Source organism: Alkalicoccobacillus porphyridii (assembly GCF_007293315.1).
Taxonomy (GTDB): Bacteria; Bacillota; Bacilli; order Bacillales; family Bacillaceae_D; genus Alkalicoccobacillus; species Alkalicoccobacillus porphyridii.
In genome coordinates this window covers 1-24,102 of record NZ_VLXZ01000021.1, presented here as the reverse complement: position 1 = coordinate 24,102, position 24,102 = coordinate 1, and the positions used below count along the sequence as shown (strand labels likewise).

The 24,102-nt window shown below is 40.7% G+C and carries 23 protein-coding genes and 1 riboswitch; of the genes, 12 read left to right on the top strand and 11 right to left on the bottom strand.

Going from position 1 to position 24,102, the window contains the following annotated elements:
* Positions 1–31 precede the first annotated feature (31 nt).
* Both FN960_RS20005 and FN960_RS20000 read left to right on the top strand, forming a co-directional pair.
* The gene (locus FN960_RS20005) at positions 32–214 is read left to right on the top strand and encodes a YqzE family protein (RefSeq protein ID WP_143850663.1); all 183 of its coding nucleotides are present in this window, start codon (positions 32–34) and stop codon (positions 212–214) included.
* A 128-nt stretch (positions 215–342) separates the two neighbouring features.
* Positions 343–588, top strand: coding sequence for a DUF2626 domain-containing protein (locus tag FN960_RS20000; protein ID WP_143850647.1), 246 nt, complete (start codon positions 343–345; stop codon positions 586–588).
* A gap of 37 nt (positions 589–625) precedes the next feature.
* Here FN960_RS20000 and FN960_RS19995 read toward each other — a convergent pair whose 3' ends face one another.
* Positions 626–1,261, bottom strand: a complete 636-nt coding sequence (locus tag FN960_RS19995) for an MBL fold metallo-hydrolase (protein ID WP_143850646.1) — start codon at positions 1,259–1,261, stop codon at positions 626–628.
* A gap of 98 nt (positions 1,262–1,359) precedes the next feature.
* Here FN960_RS19995 and FN960_RS19990 point away from each other — a divergent pair, with 98 nt between their 5' ends.
* Positions 1,360–1,539 carry a DUF2759 family protein gene (locus FN960_RS19990; RefSeq protein ID WP_143850645.1) on the top strand — a complete coding sequence of 60 codons (180 nt, stop codon included), beginning with the start codon at positions 1,360–1,362 and terminating at the stop codon, positions 1,537–1,539.
* A gap of 663 nt (positions 1,540–2,202) precedes the next feature.
* On the opposite strand, the gene FN960_RS19985 is transcribed toward FN960_RS19990, so the two are convergent.
* Positions 2,203–3,000, bottom strand: a complete 798-nt coding sequence (locus FN960_RS19985; RefSeq protein ID WP_143850644.1) for a YqhG family protein — start codon at positions 2,998–3,000, stop codon at positions 2,203–2,205.
* On the bottom strand, positions 2,969–4,648 hold the full coding sequence (locus FN960_RS19980) for a DEAD/DEAH box helicase (protein ID WP_143850643.1): 1,680 nt from the start codon (positions 4,646–4,648) through the stop codon (positions 2,969–2,971). The genes FN960_RS19985 and FN960_RS19980 overlap by 32 nt, the downstream gene beginning before the upstream one ends.
* 153 nt (positions 4,649–4,801) lie before the next feature.
* Positions 4,802–4,892: riboswitch (glycine riboswitch) on the top strand.
* 163 nt (positions 4,893–5,055) lie between these two features.
* On the opposite strand from FN960_RS19980, the gene gcvT reads away from it, so the two are divergent.
* From gcvT to gcvPB, 3 genes are read left to right on the top strand one after another with little or no spacing between them, the layout of a single operon-like run.
* The gene (gcvT, locus tag FN960_RS19975; protein ID WP_143850642.1) at positions 5,056–6,159 is read left to right on the top strand and encodes a glycine cleavage system aminomethyltransferase GcvT; all 1,104 of its coding nucleotides are present in this window, start codon (positions 5,056–5,058) and stop codon (positions 6,157–6,159) included.
* Between the two features lie 16 nt (positions 6,160–6,175).
* Entirely contained in the window at positions 6,176–7,519 is a 1,344-nt protein-coding gene (gcvPA, locus tag FN960_RS19970) for an aminomethyl-transferring glycine dehydrogenase subunit GcvPA (RefSeq protein WP_143850641.1), read from the top strand.
* A complete protein-coding gene (gene gcvPB, locus FN960_RS19965) occupies positions 7,516–8,979 on the top strand; it encodes an aminomethyl-transferring glycine dehydrogenase subunit GcvPB (RefSeq protein ID WP_143850640.1) in 1,464 nt (487 codons plus the stop codon). The genes gcvPA and gcvPB overlap by 4 nt, the downstream gene beginning before the upstream one ends.
* A gap of 898 nt (positions 8,980–9,877) precedes the next feature.
* Here gcvPB and FN960_RS19960 read toward each other — a convergent pair.
* From FN960_RS19960 to FN960_RS19940, 5 genes are all read right to left on the bottom strand, one after another.
* Positions 9,878–10,621 (bottom strand): PepSY domain-containing protein, encoded by a 744-nt coding sequence (locus FN960_RS19960; RefSeq protein WP_143850639.1) that lies wholly within the window; start codon positions 10,619–10,621, stop codon positions 9,878–9,880.
* 108 nt (positions 10,622–10,729) lie between these two features.
* A complete protein-coding gene (locus tag FN960_RS19955) occupies positions 10,730–11,431 on the bottom strand; it encodes a PepSY domain-containing protein (protein ID WP_260682083.1) in 702 nt (233 codons plus the stop codon).
* The gene (locus FN960_RS19950) at positions 11,431–12,786 is read right to left on the bottom strand and encodes a sensor histidine kinase (protein ID WP_143850637.1); all 1,356 of its coding nucleotides are present in this window, start codon (positions 12,784–12,786) and stop codon (positions 11,431–11,433) included. Before FN960_RS19950 ends, FN960_RS19955 begins: the two co-directional genes overlap by 1 nt.
* Positions 12,783–13,478 (bottom strand): response regulator transcription factor, encoded by a 696-nt coding sequence (locus FN960_RS19945; protein ID WP_143850636.1) that lies wholly within the window; start codon positions 13,476–13,478, stop codon positions 12,783–12,785. Before FN960_RS19945 ends, FN960_RS19950 begins: the two co-directional genes overlap by 4 nt.
* A gap of 130 nt (positions 13,479–13,608) precedes the next feature.
* Entirely contained in the window at positions 13,609–13,986 is a 378-nt protein-coding gene (locus FN960_RS19940; protein ID WP_438799907.1) for a rhodanese-like domain-containing protein, read from the bottom strand.
* A gap of 149 nt (positions 13,987–14,135) precedes the next feature.
* On the opposite strand from FN960_RS19940, the gene FN960_RS19935 reads away from it, so the two are divergent.
* The 3 genes from FN960_RS19935 to FN960_RS19925 all read left to right on the top strand — a co-directional run bounded on the left by FN960_RS19935 (position 14,136) and on the right by FN960_RS19925 (position 18,740).
* Positions 14,136–14,975 (top strand): lipoate--protein ligase family protein, encoded by an 840-nt coding sequence (locus FN960_RS19935; RefSeq protein ID WP_143850634.1) that lies wholly within the window; start codon positions 14,136–14,138, stop codon positions 14,973–14,975.
* A 598-nt stretch (positions 14,976–15,573) separates the two neighbouring features.
* Entirely contained in the window at positions 15,574–17,904 is a 2,331-nt protein-coding gene (gene helD, locus FN960_RS19930; protein ID WP_143850633.1) for an RNA polymerase recycling motor HelD, read from the top strand.
* Positions 17,901–18,740, top strand: coding sequence for an SDR family oxidoreductase (locus FN960_RS19925; protein WP_143850632.1), 840 nt, complete (start codon positions 17,901–17,903; stop codon positions 18,738–18,740). Before helD ends, FN960_RS19925 begins: the two co-directional genes overlap by 4 nt.
* A 90-nt stretch (positions 18,741–18,830) precedes the next feature.
* On the opposite strand, the gene dat is transcribed toward FN960_RS19925, so the two are convergent.
* The gene (dat, locus tag FN960_RS19920) at positions 18,831–19,655 is read right to left on the bottom strand and encodes a D-amino-acid transaminase (protein ID WP_143850631.1); all 825 of its coding nucleotides are present in this window, start codon (positions 19,653–19,655) and stop codon (positions 18,831–18,833) included.
* Positions 19,656–19,823: 168 nt separating this feature from the next.
* Here dat and splB point away from each other — a divergent pair, with 168 nt between their 5' ends.
* From splB to FN960_RS19905, 3 genes are all read left to right on the top strand, one after another.
* Entirely contained in the window at positions 19,824–20,852 is a 1,029-nt protein-coding gene (gene splB, locus FN960_RS19915) for a spore photoproduct lyase (protein WP_368854051.1), read from the top strand.
* 124 nt (positions 20,853–20,976) lie between these two features.
* Positions 20,977–21,408 carry a transcriptional regulator MntR gene (mntR, locus tag FN960_RS19910; RefSeq protein ID WP_143850629.1) on the top strand — a complete coding sequence of 144 codons (432 nt, stop codon included), beginning with the start codon at positions 20,977–20,979 and terminating at the stop codon, positions 21,406–21,408.
* 118 nt (positions 21,409–21,526) lie between these two features.
* Entirely contained in the window at positions 21,527–22,417 is an 891-nt protein-coding gene (locus FN960_RS19905; RefSeq protein ID WP_143850628.1) for a patatin-like phospholipase family protein, read from the top strand.
* A 37-nt stretch (positions 22,418–22,454) separates the two neighbouring features.
* Here FN960_RS19905 and FN960_RS19900 read toward each other — a convergent pair whose 3' ends face one another.
* A complete protein-coding gene (locus tag FN960_RS19900) occupies positions 22,455–22,874 on the bottom strand; it encodes an SA1362 family protein (RefSeq protein WP_143850627.1) in 420 nt (139 codons plus the stop codon).
* Between the two features lie 26 nt (positions 22,875–22,900).
* On the bottom strand, positions 22,901–23,845 hold the full coding sequence (locus FN960_RS19895; RefSeq protein ID WP_143850626.1) for a DUF1385 domain-containing protein: 945 nt from the start codon (positions 23,843–23,845) through the stop codon (positions 22,901–22,903).
* Between the last annotated feature and the right edge of the window lie 257 nt (positions 23,846–24,102).

Here is a 24,102-nt window from a genome sequence, read left to right as displayed (position 1 = left end):
CTAGGGGGAAAAGACTGTGGGAAGTGATTGTATGTCCTTTCAAGACTTAATTAAATTTATTACGCAGCAGGCTGTCATACAAATGGATAAGCCGGGTACTATAAGAAAAGAAGAACGCTTGAGGAGGAAAACGAATAAAGCATCCTTTTCTTATCGAGCATTTGGCGTGTTGCCGTTGGCTTTGAGCTGGTTTATAAAGAGGAATCAAAATTAAGATGTAGACGCTGCTTCTGTTTAATTCAACAGAAGCGGCGAAAGCATTTACAAACAGGAATTTTAAAGTATATAATATAAGAGCATTCATTAAAATAACGATTACATTAGTAAAAGGAGGCAGAGTATATGGAACGAATGTATCGTGTGCTCGCTTTTTGGACAGGGATCTTTGCTGTCTTGTTTTTTGCCGGCGATATGTACAGTATGGCATTGCTGTTCTTTGCGCAAACGGCTATATTGCTTGCTTTAAGCTACCTAAACCTTTCAGAGCGAGTTTATATCTACATATTTGGAGCGTATCTTACTATTTTCTTTGTTGGTTTTACCTATTATTCAACATTTGTGCTTGTACCAAGCTTTGGTGGACACTAAAAGAACCGACCACTCAGCCGGTTCATTAATCATTGCTTTATAGGGCGTTCAAAAATGGGTTTGAATCCATTTCTACTCCTATAGTAGTTGATGGACCGTGGCCGCATGCCACAATGGTCTCTTCAGGTAAATCCATTAATTTCTGATCAATGCTTGTAAGTAGTAATTGGTGGTCTCCTTCTGGAAGATCTGTTCTACCAATACTGCCAGCAAAAAGGGCGTCACCAGAGAAAACAATCTTTTCTTCCTCAAAATAGAAGGAAATGCTTCCTGGTGAATGACCTGGTGTTTCTAATACTTTGCATGAAAAAGATCCAATGTCTAAGGTTTGCTCTTTAGTGATAAGGTGGTCTGCTGGTTTTGCTGTAATGTGCGTTCGACCTAAAAAGGCACTTGAACGATTTAATTCGGGATCTCCTAGCCAGTCCTTCTCTGATTGATGAAGGTAAACTGGAATTGAAAATGTTTCTCTTACCTCATCCACCGCACCAATGTGATCAAAGTGTGCATGGGTTAAGAGAATGGCTTTTGGTTCAAGTTGCTTTTCTTTAATCCATTGAATGAGCTCCGGTCCATCACCACCTGGATCGAAAATTAATGCCTCGTTGTCTGCATTAGCTAGAACATATGCATTTGTTTGAATGGGACCTAAAGGTAGCTGTGTCCAAGTCATAATTATCCTCCTTCACGTAATGAAAGCTGTCTTGTATATCATAGCTTTTTTTAGTGGGAGGATCAAAACATTCATGTTAATAGAGAGGGGGTACAAACATGTTTTTGTCTATTGTCTTTTTAATTATCACGATTCTTGCCGTCATTGGAGGTATACGTGAATTCAAACGTATGAACTTATTTGCGGTCGGATTCTCGTTTGTCACTGTACTGGTCTTTGGTTTCTTCTCTGTCATGACCTTGTTCAGACTAATCACTACAGGTGAAGGTGCGCCTTAATTCGCATAAACAGTAGAATAGGCTAAGATAGAATTAATATAACCAAAAGAAAATCTGAACAATGTTGGAGTCTCTCCAATTCATTGTTCAGATTTTTTTTGTATAAACGAGAATAAGGCGGCTGGTATTTCAATCCAGGAGGAATGGGAGGTTATCTGAGTGTCGGTTCTTCGGCTGCCGCTGCCAAAAATGGGGGCACGCTTACCGCGGGAGTACCCGCGCTAACTCGACTACGTCGATATATCTCAATGAACCTTTTTTTCGAGGTCACTAAATCATATTAAATCATCTTTTAAACAAAAAACAGCTCTCATTTCCTTAGATGGGAATGTTGGTAAATTGTCTGATCGGGAACATGAGCGAAAGGAGAAACAACGCGGCAGACCGACATTGAAGTGGCGCGCTTCCACTTCAAGGGCTGAGGCCGTTCCCGTGGAAAGCGTAAATTTCTCCTGGAGCGGGGCCATTAGCCCATTCTTACAAGACTTTTTCAGCGGCCTCCTCTTCATCCCGCAGGTGTCGCCTCTCCAATTTCGTCCGCTTGGTGAGTAGCAGGTATCAAGTTTATGAGAGATGACATACGCAGAGTATAGATTAGCAGTATTATTCGTCTTTTTATCTGTAAGTTATAGTCCTGTGTAGCAATGTCCCAACCTTCTTCCTTTAAGTGAAAACCTGCTTCTGCAAATAAAAGATCCCACCGTTAATGATCTCTACTTCAATTTTCGGTTCATATTGTTCCTTTAATGCTTGTTTCTCGAGCTCGTAGCTTTCGGGTTTTTCCTCATACTCTTCATAGAAACTCTCCAGTAAATCACTATCCTGTTGCCATCGCTGCCTTGCTTTTTGGGCCCAGTCATCGGGTTCATTGCTTGCAAAGGTTTGAACCATTTTTTGCAGTCGAATGATTCCACTTGCTGGCTTAATTAAAGCAGCGAGGGTAAAGCAATAATCAGGAAGCTTAGGTGTAAGGGAAGTCGATTGTATTAAATCATAGAACCCACTGACAATCTGTCCATGAATCAAATTTAATCCTAATGACAATAGGACGTCTTTCTTTCGGTCGCATTGAAAGGAAACCTTTGCGTTCATATGTAACCACGGCTGAAGTGGAATAGATGTGGAGGTCTGAGAGGTTACATTTTCATACATACGAATATACGATCCGAGTGAGCGAGTCGATTCAAAAATTTGATGGAGGCGAGGAGAGCCAAAGTGAATTTGCTCTCCTTTTATTTCTTGTGTTTGCTCAGAAGGACTGGTCAGTAAAGTCAACGTCATCGGATTTGGTGTACCACCTGTCTTCTCCAAGTAGTGCCAATAAAAAGGACGATTCATTAATAGCTTATCCATCTCTACAGATAATTGAACGGTAAAGTACTCAGGTTGACTTTCAACCTCAGGGCAATCATTGGCTGTAAAGTAGCGTTTAAGATAATCGCGAACTTCTGATTGGATCATGGTATTCCTCCTCGTCAGGTACTGATTCTGTTGCATCATTCATAATGTCAGCCAGATGTGATAGCTTTAACTGAACTTCTCCATCTGATTCAGAGCGAAGAAGTACATCCTTAACATAATCGTCTACGTTCGGTAATTGAATTCTGGTCAATATCTCATCTAGCTGTCCGATCACTTTTTCAAATAAATGAATTTTGTCGTAGAGTAGCTCCAGAATCTTTTGTTCAACCGTATCCTGAACGGCAAAGTTATAGATTCGAACGTCATTCACTTGTCCTAGACGATGGATACGACCAATTCGCTGTTCAATCCTCATTGGGTTCCATGGGAGGTCATAATTAATGATATGGCTACAGAATTGAAGGTTTATCCCTTCTCCGCCAGCTTCCGTTGCTATCAAGACCTGTGCATGATTTTTGAATAGCTCACGCATCCAATCTTTTTTTCCGCGCTTAAAGCCCCCTCTAAAAGGAACGGAGGTAATGCCGTTTTGCTTTAGAAACCATTGCAGATATAACTGGGTCGCGCGATATTCAGTAAATATAATTACTTTTCCATCAATCTGGCGAATTAGCTCTAATGCTTTTTCTGCTTTAGCATGATGTTCAACTGTAGCCGCTTGATTTAGCAAGGCAACCGCGTCAGAACTGTCCCGTCCATCCTGCTCCGCTTTTTCAATGATATTCTTGAGTGTCATAAAGGTCGCTTCACGGCTGGAGCAAATTTCTCGCTTTAAGGTGAGTAAGGCAAAATGATTGGCTCCTAGAGAGGAGATTGCCTCATAAAGGTCTCTTTCGTCTTTGCTGAAGGTGATAGGCACAGTTTCAACAATTCGTTTTGTCCAAGTTATGCCTGTCTCCTCCCGGCGATTTCGAACCATCACTTTGTTTACGAGTGCCCTTAATTTCTCATCGTTTCGAGGGGAGCGACCGTTTGAACGAAATTCTTTCTCAAAGGATGTTAAGTCACCGAGATGCCCTGGTTTCAGCAAAGAGACTAGATTAAAGATTTCATCCAATTTGTTCTGAACGGGTGTGGCTGTTAAAAGAAGACAGAATTTTTTCTTTAAGATTCGAATAAATTCATAGTTTTTTGTTTTTGGATTCTTCAGCTTATGAGCTTCATCAATAATGACAAGATCATAGGATTGGTTTAAGACTAGATCTCGATGTGGCTGACGTTTAGCGGTATCAATGGAAGCTACCACAATATCACACTGTTCCCATACATATGCTTTTTTCTGTGGAATCGCCGGAATATAGAATTTACTATTTAATTCAACAGCCCATTGGGATACTAATGAGGCAGGAACTAGAATAAGAACCTTCTTTACAAGTCCACGAATCATGTATTCTTTAAGAATAAGACCCGCTTCAATTGTTTTTCCGAGTCCTACTTCATCTGCAAGGATTGCTTTACCGTTCATTTCTTCAATTACAGTTTTAGCCGTTTCAAGCTGATGAGGGTAGGGCTTTAGCTGGGGAAGATGCTCGGGAGCAAGTAAACCATGAAAATCAGCTACACGCTTATATTGCTCAGCTTCATAGGCTAAGCAGTAATTCTCCCAATTTGACCAAGGTCCATCCGTATCAAGCCGTTTTAAAAAATCTGTTTGCCATGTCTCATTAAAATGTATTGGTACAGTCATTGGTTTGACCCACTCCCAGAAAGAATTGAATAGAACTCAAAAATTAGTGTTGCGCCTTACTTAGACTATTGATAGGATAAACAGTGTAAAGGAACAACTACTGTTACTAGTATGTACCAATTTATTCAAAACATAATACCAATCTTTTTGCGGATGAAGGTAAAGGGAGAGATCGGGTACTGCCCGGCGCCGAAGGAGCAAGCAGTGATGTGAATCTCTCAGGCAAAAAGACTTTTACGTGACGCAGCTCTGGAGAGAGCTTGCTTAGCAAGCCACCCACGAAGACAATTCGGCACAGCCCGAGTGAAACTTTCTGGTTCAAGGACAGGGTGATACACCAAATGTGTGTATCAGTCTGTCTTTTTTTGTTTAAGAGTTCAAACTATTCTTTCATCAGGAGGAGAAGCATGTCTGACTTAAAACGAACACCATTATTTGACTTGTATCAGGAATTTAATGCAAAAACAATTGATTTTGGAGGGTGGGCCCTGCCCGTTCAGTTTAGTAGTATCAAGGCTGAACACGAGGCTGTACGCACTAAAGCTGGTCTATTTGATGTATCACATATGGGCGAGTTTGAAGTTGCAGGAGAAGGTTCTTTAGCTTTTTTACAAAAGCTTTTGACCAATGATCTATCCAAGCTGGTTGATGGTCAGGCAATTTACACGGCAATGTGTTATGAAGATGGTGGAACAGTGGATGATCTACTCGTTTACAGAAAAGCAGATGAACAGTATTTGGTTGTGGTGAACGCGTCTAACATCGATAAGGACTGGGATTGGATGGTTCAATACAAGCCCGAGTCTGTCTCAATGAAAAATATATCAGAAGAAACAGCCCTTTTGGCCATTCAAGGACCACTTGCAGAAGGCATTCTTCAGAGACTGACAGAGGAAACTCTTGCAGATATTCGTCCATTTCGTTTTAAAGCGGATATAACAGTCGCAGGCGTTCAAGCGCTTGTTTCTCGAACAGGCTATACAGGGGAAGACGGCTTTGAGCTTTATACAAAGTCAGTTGATGCGCCAACCCTTTGGAAGCAACTACTTTCTGAAGGTGAAAAAGACGGTTTAGTTCCTGCAGGTCTTGGAGCTCGTGATACACTTCGTTTTGAAGCAAAGCTTGCCTTATATGGACAAGAGCTAACACGTGAGATATCACCACTTGAAGCAGGCATTGGATTTGCTGTGAAAGTGAATAAGGAAGATCATTTTGTTGGTCAAGATGCACTCAAGAAGCAGAAGGAAGAAGGACTTAGCCGCAAGCTAGTTGGAATTGAAATGCTAGATAAGGGCATACCACGTGCTGGCTATGAAGTATTCGTAGATGACCAGTCAATTGGGTTTGTCACAACAGGCACGCAGTCACCTACTTTAAAGAAAAATGTTGGCCTTGCCTTACTTGAAATTGCTCACACAGAGCTTGGCACAAAGGTTGAGGTTCAAGTGCGAAAGAAACGTATTCCAGCAGAGGTTGTATCCACTCCATTTTATAAGCGACCACGTCCATAGGGAGGATTTATTGAATATGAATAATCGTTATCTACCAATGACAGAAACCGATAGTCGAGAAATGCTTGATGCAATTGGTGTTGACTCAATTGAAGATTTGTTTGCTGATATCCCTAAGGAGATTCGCTTTAAAGGGCAGCTTAATATTGAAAAAGCATTAAAAGAGCCTGAGCTCATTAAATTTTTTCACGGACTCGCAGCAAAAAACGTTTCCGTAAAAAGTACTCCATCATTCCTTGGTGCAGGGGTCTATGATCACTACATCCCGTCGATTGTGAATCACGTCATCTCGCGTTCAGAATTTTATACGGCGTATACACCTTATCAGCCAGAGATTTCCCAAGGGGAGCTGCAAGCTATTTTTGAATTCCAGAGTATGATTTGTGAGCTAACGGGTATGGATTTAGCAAATTCCTCTATGTATGATGGTCCTACAGCCTTAGCAGAAGCCGCAATGATGAGCTGTGGTCATACAAAAAAGAAAACCATTCTTGTTTCAAAGGCTGTTCATCCAGAAGCCCGTGCCGTATTAAAAACAAATGCCTATGGACAGAGCTTAAATGTCATTGAAATTGATACCAAAGATGGCGTAACAGATGTGGAACAGCTTAAAGAGCTTTACAGCGATGATACGGCATGTGTGCTCGTTCAATATCCTAACTTCTTTGGCCATATCGAGCCATTAGCTCAAATAGAAGAGATTACTCATCAAGGGAAGGCGCTACTTGCTGTTTCGAGTAATCCACTTGCTTTAGGTTTGCTTAAATCTCCAGGTGAGTTTGGAGCAGATATTGTTGTTGGCGATGCACAGCCATTTGGGATTTCCATGCAATATGGTGGTCCACACTGCGGATATTTTGCGACAACTAAAAAGTTGATGCGTAAAGTACCTGGACGTTTGGTTGGACAGACTGTTGATGATCAAGGGCAACGTGGGTTTGTATTAACTCTACAAGCTCGTGAACAACATATCCGTCGTGACAAAGCAACGTCAAATATTTGTTCAAACCAAGCCTTGAATGCACTTGCTGCCTCAGTTGCTATGACGGCCATCGGCAAAAAAGGCGTAAAGGATATGGCGTATCAAAATATTCAAAAGGCCGCTTATTTAAAAACAAAGCTGCAAGAGCAAGGCATTAAACTTATAGGTGAAGCGCCAACGTTTAATGAATTTGTGATTCAATTAGATCAATCAGTTAAAGCCGTTAACGAGAAGCTACTCGAAAAAGGATTTATAGGCGGATATGAACTAGAAAGAGATGACGAGGCGCTATCAGGACAGATGTTAATCTGTGTAACTGAAGTTCGTACAAAAGAAGAGCTGGATGCATTTGCGATGGAATTGGGGGCATTACAATGAGTACAAAAAACCAAGCATTAATTTTTGAAATAAGCAGACCTGGACGAGTTGGACATAGCCTGCCGGATCTTGATATTCCAGAACAGGATTTAAGCTCGTTACTTCCAGATGAGTATGTTCGAGCTCAAGAGCCTGAGCTTCCCGAGGTTTCAGAGCTGCAAATTATGCGGCATTACACGGCCTTGTCAAATCGAAATCATGGCGTGGACTCAGGATTTTATCCATTAGGATCTTGTACGATGAAATACAACCCTAAAATTAATGAAGATGTTGCTCGTATTGATGGACTAGCAAATGTCCATCCGTATCAGCCTGTGGCTCAAGTTCAAGGCTCACTAGAATTACTTCATAACCTTCAGACGTCTCTAGCAGAAATCACAGGAATGGACGAAGTGACCCTTCAGCCAGCAGCCGGTGCACATGGAGAGTGGACAGGATTAATGATGATTCGCGCCTATCATGAAGCGCGGGGCGATTCTAAACGTACAAAAGTAATTGTTCCGGATTCAGCACACGGTACGAACCCAGCATCAGCCACAGTGGCAGGATTTCAATCCGTTACCGTACGTACAGATGAGCATGGTCTTGTAGATTTAGAGCACTTACGTGAGGTAGTGAGTGATGAAACAGCAGCTCTCATGCTAACTAACCCAAATACACTTGGACTATTTGAAAGCTATATTGTCGAGATGGCTTCAATCATTCATAAAGCAGGCGGAAAGCTATATTATGATGGAGCAAACTCAAATGCTATTCTTGGAATTGCGAGACCAGGAGATATGGGCTTTGATGTTGTTCACTTAAATCTTCACAAAACGTTTACCGGACCACACGGTGGTGGCGGACCGGGTTCTGGGCCAGTTGGGGTGAAAAAAGATCTGATTGAGTTCCTCCCTAAACCAATCTTGGTGAAAACGGCATCGGGTTATGACTTTGATTATAACCGACCTAAATCCATCGGCCGTGTTAAGCCTTATTACGGAAACTATGGAATCAACGTGCGTGCTTACACATATATTCGGACAATGGGACCAGAGGGACTACGTCAGGTTTCTGAATTTGCCGTGTTAAATGCAAATTACATGATGCGTCGTTTGGCACCGCATTATGATCTGCCATACACACAGCATTGCCAGCATGAGTTTGTCCTCTCAGGCAAACGTCAGAAGAAGCTAGGTGTACGTACATTGGATATTGCCAAACGATTACTTGATTTTGGTTATCATCCACCAACCATCTACTTCCCGTTAAATGTAGAGGAATGTATGATGATTGAGCCAACAGAAACAGAATCAAAAGAAACGTTAGATGAATTTATCGACGCGATGATTCAAATTGCTAAGGAAGCTGAAGAGAATCCTGAAATTGTTCAAGAGGCGCCGCATCATACGGTGATTGGACGTTTAGATGAAACGCTGGCAGCACGTAAACCAGTGTTGCGTTATGAAAAAGCAGAATAACAGGTAAATGAAAAACAAGGAGGGGAGACCTTCCTTGTTTTTTGTCAGTTTCCAAGTTTATTTGTATATTATCTTTTTTCGCTAGAGGGCGGTTTATGATTCATTTCTTCGGCAGACGCTCCCAAAATAGGGGGGCACTTACCCAAGGGAAGGTAATGAGCTAACACGACTACGTCGGTTTATCTCATTGAACCCTTTTTAACGAGGTCACTGAAAAAGTCATATAAACTGAGCTCATTAACATCGCTACAGGAAGCTCCATGGGTGCGGCCTTAACCCTTGAAGTGCCAGAGGGCGTCACTTCAATGTCGGTCTGCCACGTGCTTTCCCGGTGAAGCTTCGTTTTCTCCTTCCGCGCACGCACTCCGCTTTTTCGCGCAGCACATGATGCTTTTTGCGCATTTTCCATCCGTGGGGTCGGGATGGTAGTGGGTTGGTTGTGCTTTCCGACTTACGCATGCGTGTTTAGATCGTCTTCCGATGTATTTTCTGCACTTTCCGATGTATTCGGCTTCCTTCCGATGGATCTACCTCTCATTTCTTATATCCTTGTAACAAGAGGGATTATATTCGCTTTTCACATCATTAAACTAGCATGTATATTTAAGGTAAACCGTCTTTTTCAGTGGCCTCCTTTTATCGAGGTTACTGAAAAACTATTTTTATTAGACTGCGAACGTTCTTAAATTGTTTATATCAAAACATTAGCGAAGTTTTCTCCTGTAGCGGTGCATAAGCTCATTTCTCGATGACTTGATGACTTTTTCAATGACCTCCTTTTATCCTACAGGTTTCGGCTCTTCATCTTCGTCTGCTTGTTAGATAGGTAGTAGCATCAGTATTTATACAATAATAAGAACTCTATTAAAAAAAGCCCGCGACTGCAGGCCTCCTTAACTTAATCTTTTTCAACTTTTAACACTTCTTTTGTATTGGCATCTAGATCAACGTCATACTCTGTTCCGTTTAGATTTAATTCAATTTCGTAAATCGAGATTCCGTCGTCGGTATCTAAATCAACCTCGGTTACCTTTGCTCCTTCGCCGACTTCTTTAATGGCGATGGCTTTTGCTTCCTCTGCTGAAATTTGATCTCCTGATGGGTTTATATTAAAGTCATCATCAATGGAGAGGATTTCACCTGTTTCTCCACTTACTTTAACGTCTTCACCATCACCATGTACATTAAATTCAACCTCATATACAAATTGAGCGTTTTCAACTTCTAGTTCGGTTTGAATAATTGTATCTAGATCAACAGCTTGTTTAGCAGCTGATTCTGCTTCTTTTGGTGCAATAGGCGCAGCTGAGGCAGCATTTGTTTTTAGTAAGTTACCATCTGTATCTACAATTTGTCCATTTTCTTCAGATATATCTACATCAAACTCTTCCCCATATAGATCTACTTCTACTTCGTAATACAAAGCGCCATCATTAAAATCTTTTTCTATGTCCGTAACTTTTCCACCAATAAATGCTTCTGCAATCTTTTTAGCCTCCTGCTCTGAAATCGGACTGTTTGCGTTTTGAGCGGTTAATACAGGATCTGCTTCCGCTTTGGTTGTTGCTGTCGAGGCTAAGGCGGCTGATGTTCCTCCAATGGTTAATAATCCTACCAGTGTTAATGCGAGTGGTTTTTTCATTGATTTTCAGCTTCCTTTCTAATGAGTGATTATGTGATTCTAACCACAGTATAGATAATAAAAATGAAAGAAAGCTGAATATAAAATGAGAATTTGATGAGAAACAGATTAATATTCAAACTGAATAATTTGCCCTGTGATCGCGTCAATGATGATTGTTACATCCTCGTCTGTTTCCTCGTTTTCAATCTCTACTTCATATACCATACGCCCATCTGCTTCTTCTAAATCTACATCATCTACCACACCGTCTACTTCTGCGAGTGCGATTTCTTTAGCATTTTCTTCTGATATATAGGTAGGCTGTTCCATCAATTCACCAGAAAAATCATTAGAGCGTTCTTCCCCGGATATTGCGTCTATTTCAATATTGCCTTCATCTGTATCGGTATCAATTTCTGCTCTCCAAATGGGAGGAGAGCTATTCACAAGAGTTAGGGTTTTAATATTTGCCTCATTTGGTGCTAGTTCAAGAAACCTTTGCCTAGCTTCAGACTCATTTAGTTGTTCAACGGGTCCATTTGAAGGTTCTGGCTCGCGATCTTCTAAGGGCACAAGAGCAAGTATCGTTCCAGTCTCTTCGCTAATTTCTATTTCATATAAACCGTCAATCCGCTCGATGGAGGCGTAATAGATTCCGTCTGCTAAGCGTATCTCCGTAGGTTCGCTCCCGTATTGTGACACAATCATCTCTCTTACATCTTCCATACTAACGGACTGGTCTAGAGGACGAAATACAAGAAATAACACGACAGTTATACTTAGGACCAGAGCTATGATGGATAAGGTAATACGTATAGGCGATTTCATCACGTTTGCTCCTCCTTGAGTATATGCAATGGCAGGCTTACAACAAACGTAGAGCCTTTCCCTACTGCGCTTTTTACATAAATGCTGCCAGTGTAATCATCAACAATTTTTTTGGCGATCGCGAGACCTAAACCTGAGCCACCAGATTGACGGTTGCGGTCTTCAGACACTCGAAAGAAACGTTCAAATATACGAGAGTGGGACTCTTTAGGAATACCAATTCCTGAATCGGCTACTTCTAGCATAGCTTTGTCTTTTTGAATGTACAACTCAATACGAAGAGCATCCTGACTGTATTTAAATCCATTCTCAAGCAATATAAAGAGCAGCTGTTTGTATTTATCGTCTCGACCTAAAACCCAAACGTTTTCACTCAAGGTTAGCTCAATGTCACGCTTAAAAGATCGGCTCATTCGTTCTGCTGTCTCTTTTATAACTTCTGTTAGATTAACAGCCTGCTCTAGCTGTAGCGTTTCTGTTTCTCCGTTGGCGAGGTCAAGCATTTGCTGGGTCATACCTCGCATTCGTAAGGCTTCAGAATAAATTGCTTCAACAGCTTCATCCAAGATAGCGGGATCTTTCATGCCCCAACGCTTTAAAAGACGAGCATAGCTTTCAATAACGGTTAGTGGTGTTTTTAGCTCATGGGATGCATCCGAAACAAATTGCTGTTGCTGATCAAAATTTCGTTGTAATAAGTCAATCATATGATTAAATGTTACACTCATTTGAGCTAACTCATCTGTTTGTTTAGATGGAACATTAATTTTTTTGAACGAGCCTTTTGTACTGATTTCCTGCATGGTCCTTATTAATGTTCTTATTGGAGTTAAGATAAACCGACTTAACAGTTGCCCTGCAATAAAGGAAGGAATAAGAACAAAAAATGAAGCAATGATTAAAACGCGCTGGAGTAACATAAGAGTATTGGTGTAATGAGTAATTGATTCCACTCTCTCAAGTGTCATGACTGTTCCATCATCCCAAATAAGTGGCTGCCGAGAGACAGCATACTCTTGATCATTAAAAGTGATGATATCAGCATATTGTCGTTCTGAATAAACAGGCGGCACATGTATAATGGATGGATCTTCGGCAAGTGCTTTTTCCACTGTACCATCTGGCCTTACTATTCGAAGCATGCCTTCACCGATTAAATAATTATCAAGTAACACGCTTGGTCTGTTATGATCTCCAATGATCTCAAGTACAGCTTGACCTTGTTCTTGAATTTGATTGCGTTCAGACTCTTGCATAAATTGTTTAAAAAAGATATAGACAGCACTATTCACTATCACGAGTATGACAAACAAAAAGACGGTTGAGAACAACGTAATACGCTGATTTAACTTCATGAGCTACGGTCTTTCAACATATACCCGGCCCCTCGAACCGTGTGTAATAAGGGATTATCAAAGCCCTTATCCATTTTTTGACGAAGATATCGTATATACACATCCACGATATTTGTCTCACCTATATAATCAAACCCCCAAACGTTTTGAAGCAGCTGATCTCGAGTTAGTACCTGATTTTGATGATTTAATAGAAAAACCAACAACTCAAACTCTCGTGCGGTGAGAGTGATGTCTTGTCCGGCTCTGGTCACTTCTCTTGAGGCCGTCTGGACAATTAAGTCATTTACCTGAATGGTATGAGATGTCGGCTCTTGTGTAATAGAATGCCTAAGGTTAACGCGTATTCTTGCAAGCAACTCCTCAATTTCAAAAGGTTTGGTTACATAATCATTTGCCCCCTGATCAAGTCCTGAGACCTTATCCACGACATTATCTCGGGCTGTGAGCATAATTACGGGGGTATTATCATGACGATCTCGCATGCGACGTAGCACTTCCATGCCACTCAGGCCAGGTAGCATTACATCTAATATAACAAGAGCCCATGATTGTGCTTGCACCAACTCCCAAGCCTTTAAGCCATCATAAACACTCTCTGTTTGATAGCCTTCATATTCAAGCTCAAGCTTGAGGACACGTGCAATTTTTTCTTCGTCTTCAACAATTAAAATGCTTCTATTGGTAGCCATAAAGGTCAAACCCTTCTAAATAACCGTTTTATTAACGTTACTTTACATGGAGAACAGAATCATAGCAAGTTGTGATTTTTCTTCATAAAAAAAGCTACACCTACTTAGTAAGTGTAGCTTTCGTTTGTTATTATTTCTTTTTGATTTTGCCGGTCCAACGGCGGAAACCGTGTTTTAATTGATAAATCTCAGTGACTCCGCGTTTCTTACGGATGATTCCAGCTGCTTGTCTGCTTCTAGCGCCAGACTGACAATAAAGATAGATAGGCTGATCCGTACGGAATTCATTAATTCTTTGACGAATTTGAGACATGGGTATGTTTCGTGCACCTAAAATATGTCCACCATCATATTCTCTTGGTTCACGGACATCAATTAATTGGGCCTTGCGATAGCCCTTAATAAAATCTTCCTGCGTTAAGACGGTTAAATATTTAGGTTTGTAAAAACGTCTAACGAGTAAAAATGCAATTAAGGCTGTTAAAATGGCAATTAAAATATACTGCATTTCCATAACGGGTGTTGCACGCTCCTTCAACTAAAAACTTATCTATTAAATTATATAGGTCTCTACACTATTTGGCAATCTGTTCACTAGTTTCTTGGCTCTTTGTATTCGAATTTGATAAACTTATGTAGAGTGAAAGGGGTAGTGGAATGGTAGATAAAGAAATATGGAGATTTATTGACTCTGGAAAACAGTCACCCGCCTATAATATGGCTTTGGATGAAGCGCTCCTAAATTGGCATAGTGAAGGAAAAATTCCTCCTACCATTCGATTTTATGGATGGAATCCAGCGACACTATCCATTGGCTACTTTCAAAGAGTAGAAAAAGAAGTGGATATGGAAGCGGTCAAACGGCACAATTTAGGCTTTGTCAGAAGGCCAACGGGTGGTCGTGGTGTATTACACGATCAAGAGCTTACATATAGTGTCATTGTTTCAGAGGCACACCCTAACATGCCTGCTTCTGTTACAGAGGCATACCGAGTAATTTCAGAAGGACTTTTAGAGGGATTTAAAGAAGCAGGACTCGATGCTTATTTTTCCATACCTTCTACAGAAGAAGATAAGGAAGCCTTAAAAAATCCACGATCTGCCGTATGTTTTGATGCGCCATCCTGGTACGAGCTTGTGGTGGAGGGACGCAAGGTCGCTGGAAGCGCACAGACGAGACAAAAAGGGGTTATCCTCCAGCATGGATCGATCATTTTAGATATTGATGAAGATAAACTATTTGATCTTTTCCGTTATTCAAGTGATCGTTTGCGAGAGCGTATGCAGAGAAATTTTAAAAACAAGGCCGTAGCGATTAATGCACTTAAAGAGACTCCAATGACAGTCGAAGAAGCTAGCGCAATCTTTAAGCTTGGATTTGAGAGAGGACTTTCCATTCAATTAGAGCCTTACACGCTTACTTCTGAGGAAGAAGACGAAGTACAAGCCATCATTGATCGTCGCTATGGTAAGGATGAATGGAATTTCCGGAAGTGAAGGAAGGCATTTCAGAATGAAAGAACATGAAATGATCACTCTTAATATGATTACACCTTTTAAAGTCTTGGCAAAGCGAGGATCTTTCTTGGTATGGCGGGCAGGGTCTTGGTAAAAGCGGACTACGTCTTGGCAAAGCGAGGATCTTTCTTGGTATGGCGGGCAGGGTCTTGGTAAAAGCGGACTACGTCTTGGCAAAGCGAGGATCTTTCTTGGTATGAGGGATTGGGTCTTGGTAAAAACGGACTACGTCTTGGCAAAGCGAGGATCTTTCTTGGTATGAGGGATTGGATCTTGGTAAAAGCAGAGTACGTCTTGGCAAAGCGAGGATCTTTCTTGGTATGAGGGATTGGTTCTTGGTAAAAGCATAGTACGGCTTGAAAAAGCGAATGTCTTTCTTAGTATGGAGGGGCGGATCAAATAAAAAACCCCTCCAATAAGAGGGGTTTTAGAATGCAAAAATAGACCTTGCTCATGCAACGTCATCGTGATACGATATAGAATGGATCTATTTACTTTTTGTGTAAATTTTATCTCTATTATATCTTATCAGACATAGGTCGCTTGTGTCAAGAATTTTTTAAAGGGGCGTGTTCATATGAATCATCCAAATGAAACCAGAGTAGCAGAACAACAAAGGGTGGACCTGATACGGGAGCATATTGAAAAAGAGATCATCTCGCTCGCAAAACAGGATCAAAAAACAAAATCAGAAATTATCGCCCTGCGCAAAACGTTTTGGGATGATGTAACGGTGAACATGGATAATGCCGAGGATGCATTAGAAACAATGTTTAGTATTAGACAGCAATCAGAGCTACTTGGAGAGCGAGAACGAACGCATGGCCAGATGGATAAGGTGATTCGTGTCTTAGAGCGTCAAGGGAATTCGCCGTATTTTGGTCGAATTGATTTCAAGGATGCAGTAAACGGTTCTCTTCAATCGATTTATCTTGGAGTATCTTCTCTTCAGGACGAAGAGAAATCAGATTTTCTCATTCATGATTGGCGTGCTCCAATCTCTAGCTTATATTATGATTTTTCACCAGGGCCAGCTTATTATACTTCTCCAGATGGAGTGACAGAAGGTGAAATGACAAAAAAACGTCAGTTCATTATTCAATCAGGACAAATTAAAAGCATGTTTGATACTGGTTTGACAATAGGTGATGAGCTGCTTAAAGAAGTACTAGGAAATGAAGCAAATGCACAAATGAAAAGCATTGTCGCAACGATTCAAAAAGAGCAGAATCAGTTAATTCGTAATGAATCTAGCCGCTTTCTAGTTGTGCAAGGAGCTGCAGGCAGTGGAAAAACTTCTGCGGCATTGCAAAGAGCTGCGTATTTGTTATATCAGCATATGGATTCTTTAACAGCAAAAAACATCATGTTATTTTCGCCAAACCAAGTATTTAACAGCTATGTTTCAAAAGTCCTTCCTGAACTAGGTGAAGAAAATATTGAACAGACCACTTTTCAACAATATGTTGTAAAGAGAATCGGTCCGGCGTATGAAGTAGAAGATGCCTTTACACAAACAGAAAAATTGCTGACGCTCAGAGATGAACCAAGATATGAACAAATGGTATCAAGCATTCGTTTTAAATCCAGTCTAAACTTTAAACATGTACTTGATCAGTTTCTAAATCGACTATCTCGGAAAGGTCTGATCTTTAAACAGGTGCGTTTTAGAGGAGAGATTATCATTGAGTCCTCTCGCATTAGTGCATTCTTTTATTCGTTGGATCAGAACATTTCCCTTACAAACAGAATGAAGCTGACGGCAGAATGGCTGCTCATTAAACTAACTAGGCTAGAGAAGCTAGAACGCACGAATGGCTGGGTTGAGGATGAAGTGGAGTTGCTTTCGGCAGATGCCTATCAGGAGGTACAAAAGCAATATCAACGTGAAAGTCAAATGGAGGAAGACGGATTTGACGAAGCAAGCTATGAGCGAAAAAACCTTGCCAAGCAGGTGGTAGCTAAACAATTTAAGCCTTTAAAAAACGCAGTGAAAAAAATGGCCTTTATCCATATCGATCGTTTGTTTAAAAATGTATTTCGCCAATCCTTTGAAGGAGTACCAAGTGATTGGGAGGATATCTGTGAGCAAACACTAGAACATTTAAATACTAAAACGCTTCGTTATGAGGACATCACTCCTTATTTATATGTAAAGGATAAGCTTTCAGGTACTAAAGCTGACCATCTGATTCAGCATGTATTTGTAGATGAAGCTCAGGATTATTCACCCTTTCAATTTGAATATTTAAAGATGATGTACCCACAGGCGAGTATGACGATTTTAGGGGATGCCAATCAAGCGGTTTACGCTCAATCGCAGCACCAAAAGACGATGCTTGATCCTAGCTTGCATACTGGTAAGCAGCATCTGCTGATGTCCTTATCTAAAAGCTATCGTTCAACAAAAGAAATTGTTGAGTTTACTAAGGAGCTTTTACAATCAGATGAAATTGAAGCATTTAATCGTTCAGGAACGCTGCCAAGGATCGTTGAAGTGGACCAAAAAACGACTGTCTATACAACCGTAATAGATGAATCTAAGCGTTTAGTGGGAAATGGACATAAATCCGTAGCCATTATTACTAAGACCGCAAAAGAAGCTGCTGAGGTGTATGAATCGATTAAGGAAACCTTAGCCGTTCGACTGCTTACAACAGAATCTTATGAATTTGAGAAAGGTCTGCTGGTTGTCCCTTCCTATTTATCAAAAGGGATTGAGTTTGATGCTGTGATTATCCCGAATGCATCAGCAGAAGTGTATAAACAAGAGAGGGATCGTACCCTACTGTATACTGTTTGTACGAGAGCGATGCATGAATTAAATATCATTTCTTTTGGTGAGATGTCTCCATTCTTGCAAGGAATTTCAACGGATTTATTTCAGATAGAGCATGAAGTCAAATGACAAAGCAAACCGTTCTCATCACAGGAGCAAGCAGCGGATTCGGATATCTAACTGTTCTAGCATTCGCTAAAAAAGGCTACAGGGTTATTGCGACTATGCGTGACCTTTCTAACTCAGACGATCTAATAGAAGAAGCCAAGGGTCTAGGACTTCATGAGCAAATAAGCGTCATGCAGCTTGACGTAACCAATCAAACAGATATTGATCAAGTGAAACATAAACTTGATCAACAACAAATCATAATTGATGTGTTAATAAATAATGCCGGCTTTTGTCAGGGTGGCCCAGTTGAGCTCGTAGACATGGATAAATGGCGACAACAATTTGAAGCGAATGTGTTCGGAGTCATTGCTGTAACAAAGGCTTTCCTACCCGATATGCGAAAACGTCGATCAGGAAAAATAATTATGCTAAGTAGCATTAGTGGAAGATTTGGATTTCCGGCACTTGGTCCCTACACATCCTCTAAATTCGCATTAGAAGGTTTTAGTGAATCCTTACGGCTAGAGATGCTGCCTTTCGGTGTATATGTTAGCTTAGTCGAACCAGGGCCCTATCGAACAAAGATATGGGAGAAGGGGATGAAAGAGGCAGGAATAGATGGGGAGGAGGAGTGCTCTTCGTTTGTGCAGACCTTATTAGCGTCAGCGGCACACTCAGCTAGAAAATCAGGGGATCCAAAGAAGGTTGTTCAGCGTTTAGTAGCAATAGCAAACAAACCAAAGCCCAAGCTAAGGTATCCAATTGGTTTAAGCACCAGAGTCTTGATTATGGGCAAACTATTTCTACCGTGGAGTCTGATTGAATGGATGGTTCGATATAAATTGAAGATGTAATCCATAACGCTTCTAATAAAAGAAACCTAACAATGCTGTTCTCGTCATTGTTAGGTTTTTTGTAAGTCCCTATATCACCTTATGTAATCATTAAATTAGTTTTGCAAACCGCTCCTGAAGCTTTTTCGTTACAGGACCAATTGGCATCTGAGCATTAATCTGGCCTTTAAACTCAATAATAGGGGTGATTTCACTTGTGGTGCTGGTAATAAAGGCTTCTTCGGTATGGATCAGAACTTCTTTGGGAAAAGCTTCTTCAACGACTTTGATTCCAGCCTCGTGTGCAAGCTGAATCACGACTTGTCTTGTAATCCCATTTAAAATCAAATTTGTTGCTGGATGTGTATAGAGGATTCCATCATTCACTAAAAAGAGATTGGAGGAAGATCCTTCTGTTACTGTACCATCTCGGTGCATAATGGCTTCCTGACAATCAGCATCTGCTGCTTCACGTTTAGCCATAATATTACCTAGAAGGTTAACAGTTTTAATATCACAGCGTAACCAGCGAAGGTCATCTGTTACCCAAGCATGTATTCCTTTTGTTTGCATGCGAGCAGGTGCAGCCATTGTAAAGCCAGTTAGAACAACTTTTTCATCACGCGTATAAAGGTGGTTTCGTTCGGTCGCACCTCTCGAAACTTGAATATAAACCGTCCCGTCCTCTAACTGATTTTTTTCGATGAGTTCAGCCGTCAGCTTAGTAAGCTCATCGGTTGAAACAGAGAAATTCATGTCCAGTTTTTTTGCGCTTTCCATTAATCGCTTCCAATGGGCGTCTAGTTGAAAGGGCTTCGAATGATATACTCTAACCACTTCATACACGCCATCCCCAAAATGATAAGAGCGATCATTAGGTTGGATGGTAGCTTCATTTTCAGGTACAATCTCTAAGTTTTGAATGACGTATTTCATATTTAACCTCCAGCAAAGCGTTCTATTAATTCCATACAATCTGAACATGAACCACAGAAATTGTCAATCCTTTTAAGCAACAATCTGAACTTTGGAAGTGATGTTACCAGTAAGTTACAGTCGTTTAATCCGGCAAGATGTGCATCCTAGGAAAAGAAAGGATGTGCAATAATGAAAGCATTTTACCCTCAACTGGTCTATATTGAACCTGGAGCACTTGAATATCCACTAGGAAAACAATTAAAGGAAAAATTTGAGCGTGAAGGTGTTGAAATTAGAGAAACGACCTCTCACAATCAGGTGAGAAACATCCCAGGAAACAATGATTTTCAAAAATATCGTAATGCTAAATCAACGTTGGTGGTTGGTGTAAGAAAAACCTTAAAGTTTGATACCTCAAAGCCATCGGCTGAATATGCAATTCCTCTGGCAACGGGCTGTATGGGGCATTGCCACTATTGCTATCTCCAAACCACGCTTGGTGACAAGCCATATATCCGAACCTATGTAAATTTGGATGAGATCTTTGAATCGGCAGATCGATATATGATGGATCGAGCGCCAGAGCCTACAAGATTTGAAGCGGCATGTACATCGGACATTGTCGGGATTGATCACCTTACACATTCACTCAAAAAAACAATTGAACATATGGGGCAAACGGAATGGGGAAGACTACGATTTGTTACAAAGTATCATCATGTGGATCATTTACTTGATGCAAAGCATAATGGTAACACTCGCTTCCGTTTTAGTGTTAATTCAGACCATGTCATTAAACACTTTGAGCCAGGAACCTCATCGTTTCTGGAACGACTGGAGGCCGCTCAAAAGGTAGCTAAAGCTGATTATCCAATTGGTTTTATTGTTGCACCTATTGTATGGTACGAAGGCTGGGAGAAAGGATATTTGGAACTGTTTGAACGACTTGAGGCGATTCTACCCACATATGCAAAAAAAGATATGACGTTTGAGTTAATTCAACACCGTTTTACTAAGACGGCTAAACGAATTATTCAAAAACGTTATCCTAAATCAAAGCTTGAAATGAATGAGGATGAGCGTAAATATAAGTGGGGTAGATACGGACGAGGGAAATATGTCTATAAAGATGATGAGGCTGGTCAACTAAAGGAGACAATCAATACGTATATTGATAAATTCTTCCCAGAGGCGAAGTTAGAATACTTTACGTAACGTAACGATGTAATGTTTGCACTGTTTATTTAGGCGCAGATGTAGTAAAATAGATGGTGGTATTTTACTAATAGTTCGGATGCACACTTGCGTGCCTGTTCGTCGATAAAATGGAGGGAACCCTATGCCGACACCAAGCATGGAAGACTACCTAGAGCGTATCTATATACTAATTGAAGAGAAAGGCTATGCCCGAGTATCAGATATTGCGGAGGCGCTTGAGGTACATCCCTCTTCCGTCACAAAAATGGTTCAAAAACTTGATAAGAGTGAATATCTCGTCTATGAGCGTTACAGAGGCTTAGTTCTCACCGCGAAAGGGAACAAGATTGGAAAACGCCTGGTCTATCGACATGAATTATTAGAAGAATTTATGACGATTATCGGAGTCGATAAAGAGCATATCTATCAAGACGTGGAAGGAATTGAACATCATTTAAGCTGGGATGCAATTGACCGAATTGGGGATGTAGTCCAGTTCTTTAATGAGAAGCAAACTCGAATTGATGGGTTGCGTGAGGTTCAAAGAAAAAATGAAGAGACTAACCAATCATAAGTAAAGGTTGAAAAACACTCTGATTTAATCGGAGTGTTTTTTGCTTTGCTTAACGCTTTTTGTGTTGTACATATGACGCAGCCTTCATACATAACATGGTGAGGGGGAGGGGATTGGTGTGAAGATAGATACGGTGTTTGCAGGAGGAGGCGTCAAGGCATTTGCCTTTTTAGGTGCTCTGCAGGTATTAGAGGAAAGGGGCTTTACGTTTGAGAGGGTGGCTGGAACCAGTGCAGGTTCCATTGTTGCTGCTTTAGTTAAAGCGGGGTACTCGAGTGCGGATTTAACAACTATTCTTGATCAATTAGATGTTGAAGCCTTTAAAGATGAGCGACTCTCTTTTCTCCCGGTTACCGTCATTAAATGGTTACAGGTTTACTTTAAATTAGGACTGTATCGTGGAGATTCATTAGAGCAATGGATTCGCGATCTATTAAAAGAGAAAGGGATTGTTACATTTGGAGACTTGCCAGATCAGTCCTTAAGAGTGGTTGTATCTGATTTATCTAGAGGTCAGATGGTTGTGATACCAGATGATTTAGATAAGTACGGAATACGAGCGGAATCCTTTTCAGTTGCTAAAGCGATTCGTATGAGCTGTAGTATTCCTTATTTCTTTGAACCGGTGAAGCTCTATGATCGCGCAGGTCAATTTTCTTATATTGTAGACGGTGGATTATTAAGTAACTTTCCGATTTGGTTGTTTCGTGATGGCGAAAAAAAATCCTGGCGGCGTCCGGTGATTGGTTTGCAGCTCACTCCAAAAATAGCTGACCAACCTCCACATAAAATAAAAAATGCCGTTGATATGTATAAGGCCGTATTTGAAACCATGAGTAGAGCACACGATACACGACATATTGAAGATGAAGATGCTCAAAATGTTATTTTTATTCCTGTTACAGATGTAAAGGCGACCGACTTTGATTTATCAGATCTGCAAAAGCATGAACTGATGACGCTTGGGGAAGAGAAAACGAAGAAATTTCTTGGTAGATGGACCTACTAAAAAACCGCGCTTTTGAATAAGCACGGTTTTTTGTACATTAAAATGAAGCACGATCCTTCTTTTTAGGCTTTAGTTTATTTTTCTTTCCCTCAATGACTGTTAGGTTTGGTCCAGAACGTTTTTTTGGTACTTTCTTTAACGGCTTTTGATTTTGTTTCATCTGTTTAGTGGCTGGTTTAAATTTGCTTCGGTTTGGTGGACCTGCAGAGCGAACAGTACTTGTTCGTTTTGCCTTGCGAAGCTGAGCTTTGGTGGGACCGTCCTGAGACCGCATAAAAGGAACTCCATACTTGCGAGACAGGTAGAAGCGATACAGGAAATAAATCAAAACAGCAAAACCGGCAAACAACAGAATGGATTGCAGGACACGTACCGGGTTATTAATAACTGAGATAACAAAACCAAAGGCTGCTAATAAGATGATGATTGGAAAGGCAATTTGAAAGAATCGGCGCATTCTATTCACCTCCATGATGTCGTAAGCTATACGATGTCCGCTTTTATCGGGGTGGTATATGTCTCTTCCCTTTTTAACATCTCTTCAAAAGAAGCGATAGCCACTTCTGTCTGTTTATCACTAGGTTCTTTTGTGGTTAATAATTGCAATGCTAATCCCGGATAGCCTAACCATTTCAGAATTGGAATGTCTCTGAGGCGATTTGTTAGCTGTAATACTTCAAAAGATACGCCTAGAACAACAGGAATTAGAACAATACGTTGAATAACTCGTTCTAGGAGAGAATCAAAAGGAAGAAATAAATAGATTCCTACTCCTACAATGACTGTGAAAAGGATAAAGCTACTGCCGCATCGGTAATGAAGTCTTGAATGAGCCTGCACATTTTGCACGGTTAATGGAAGACCCGCTTCATAGGTATTAATTACTTTGTGTTCAGCACCGTGATACTGAAACACTCGACGGATTAACGGTGTAAACGACAGTAAATATATATAAGCTAGAAGCAGAATAAGCTTAAAACCGCCTTCAAGTAAATTTTGTGCCACGTGACCAGGAAATAGTGGGGTGAACAAATTAGCAATGAAGGTTGGAACTAGTGTAAATATCAGCTTACCAAAGATAAATGACAAAATGGCTACGGCGGCTACTCCGAGTATCATGGTTAGCTTTGAAGACTTTTCAGCGGGCTCTATGTTGTCATCCTCTGATGGATCAACATCATATCGATCCGTTGAAAAATTTAAATGCTTTGAGCCGTTAATGCTTGCTTCTACAATGCCGGCGATTCCTCTAACAAACGGAATTTTCTTTGCCTTGGTGATCCAGGCTGGCGTGTGTCGCTTAACTTCAAATGTATCTAATGTATCATCATTTCTACGTATCATAGATACAGTGGTGTGTCTTCCACCAAACATAACACCTTCAACAATGGCTTGACCACCATATATTGGCTTTGTTTCTTTTTCCATAGTACACCAACCTATTCTTCTACATTCTCTATACATATTATTCTACATTAAATGGTGAAATTCCTCTATGACAAATACTTGATCTTGTTCTTTAGGGACAGTGTCCAAGTGAGTGTATGTATAAATTCACCTGGGGACTTTTATGAGGCCACTAAAAAAGTCATGTAAGAATGAGCTAAGTGGCGCCGCTACAGGAGAACCCTACGCTTTCCGCGGGAACGGCCTCAGCCCTCGAAGCGGAAAACCACCACTTCGAT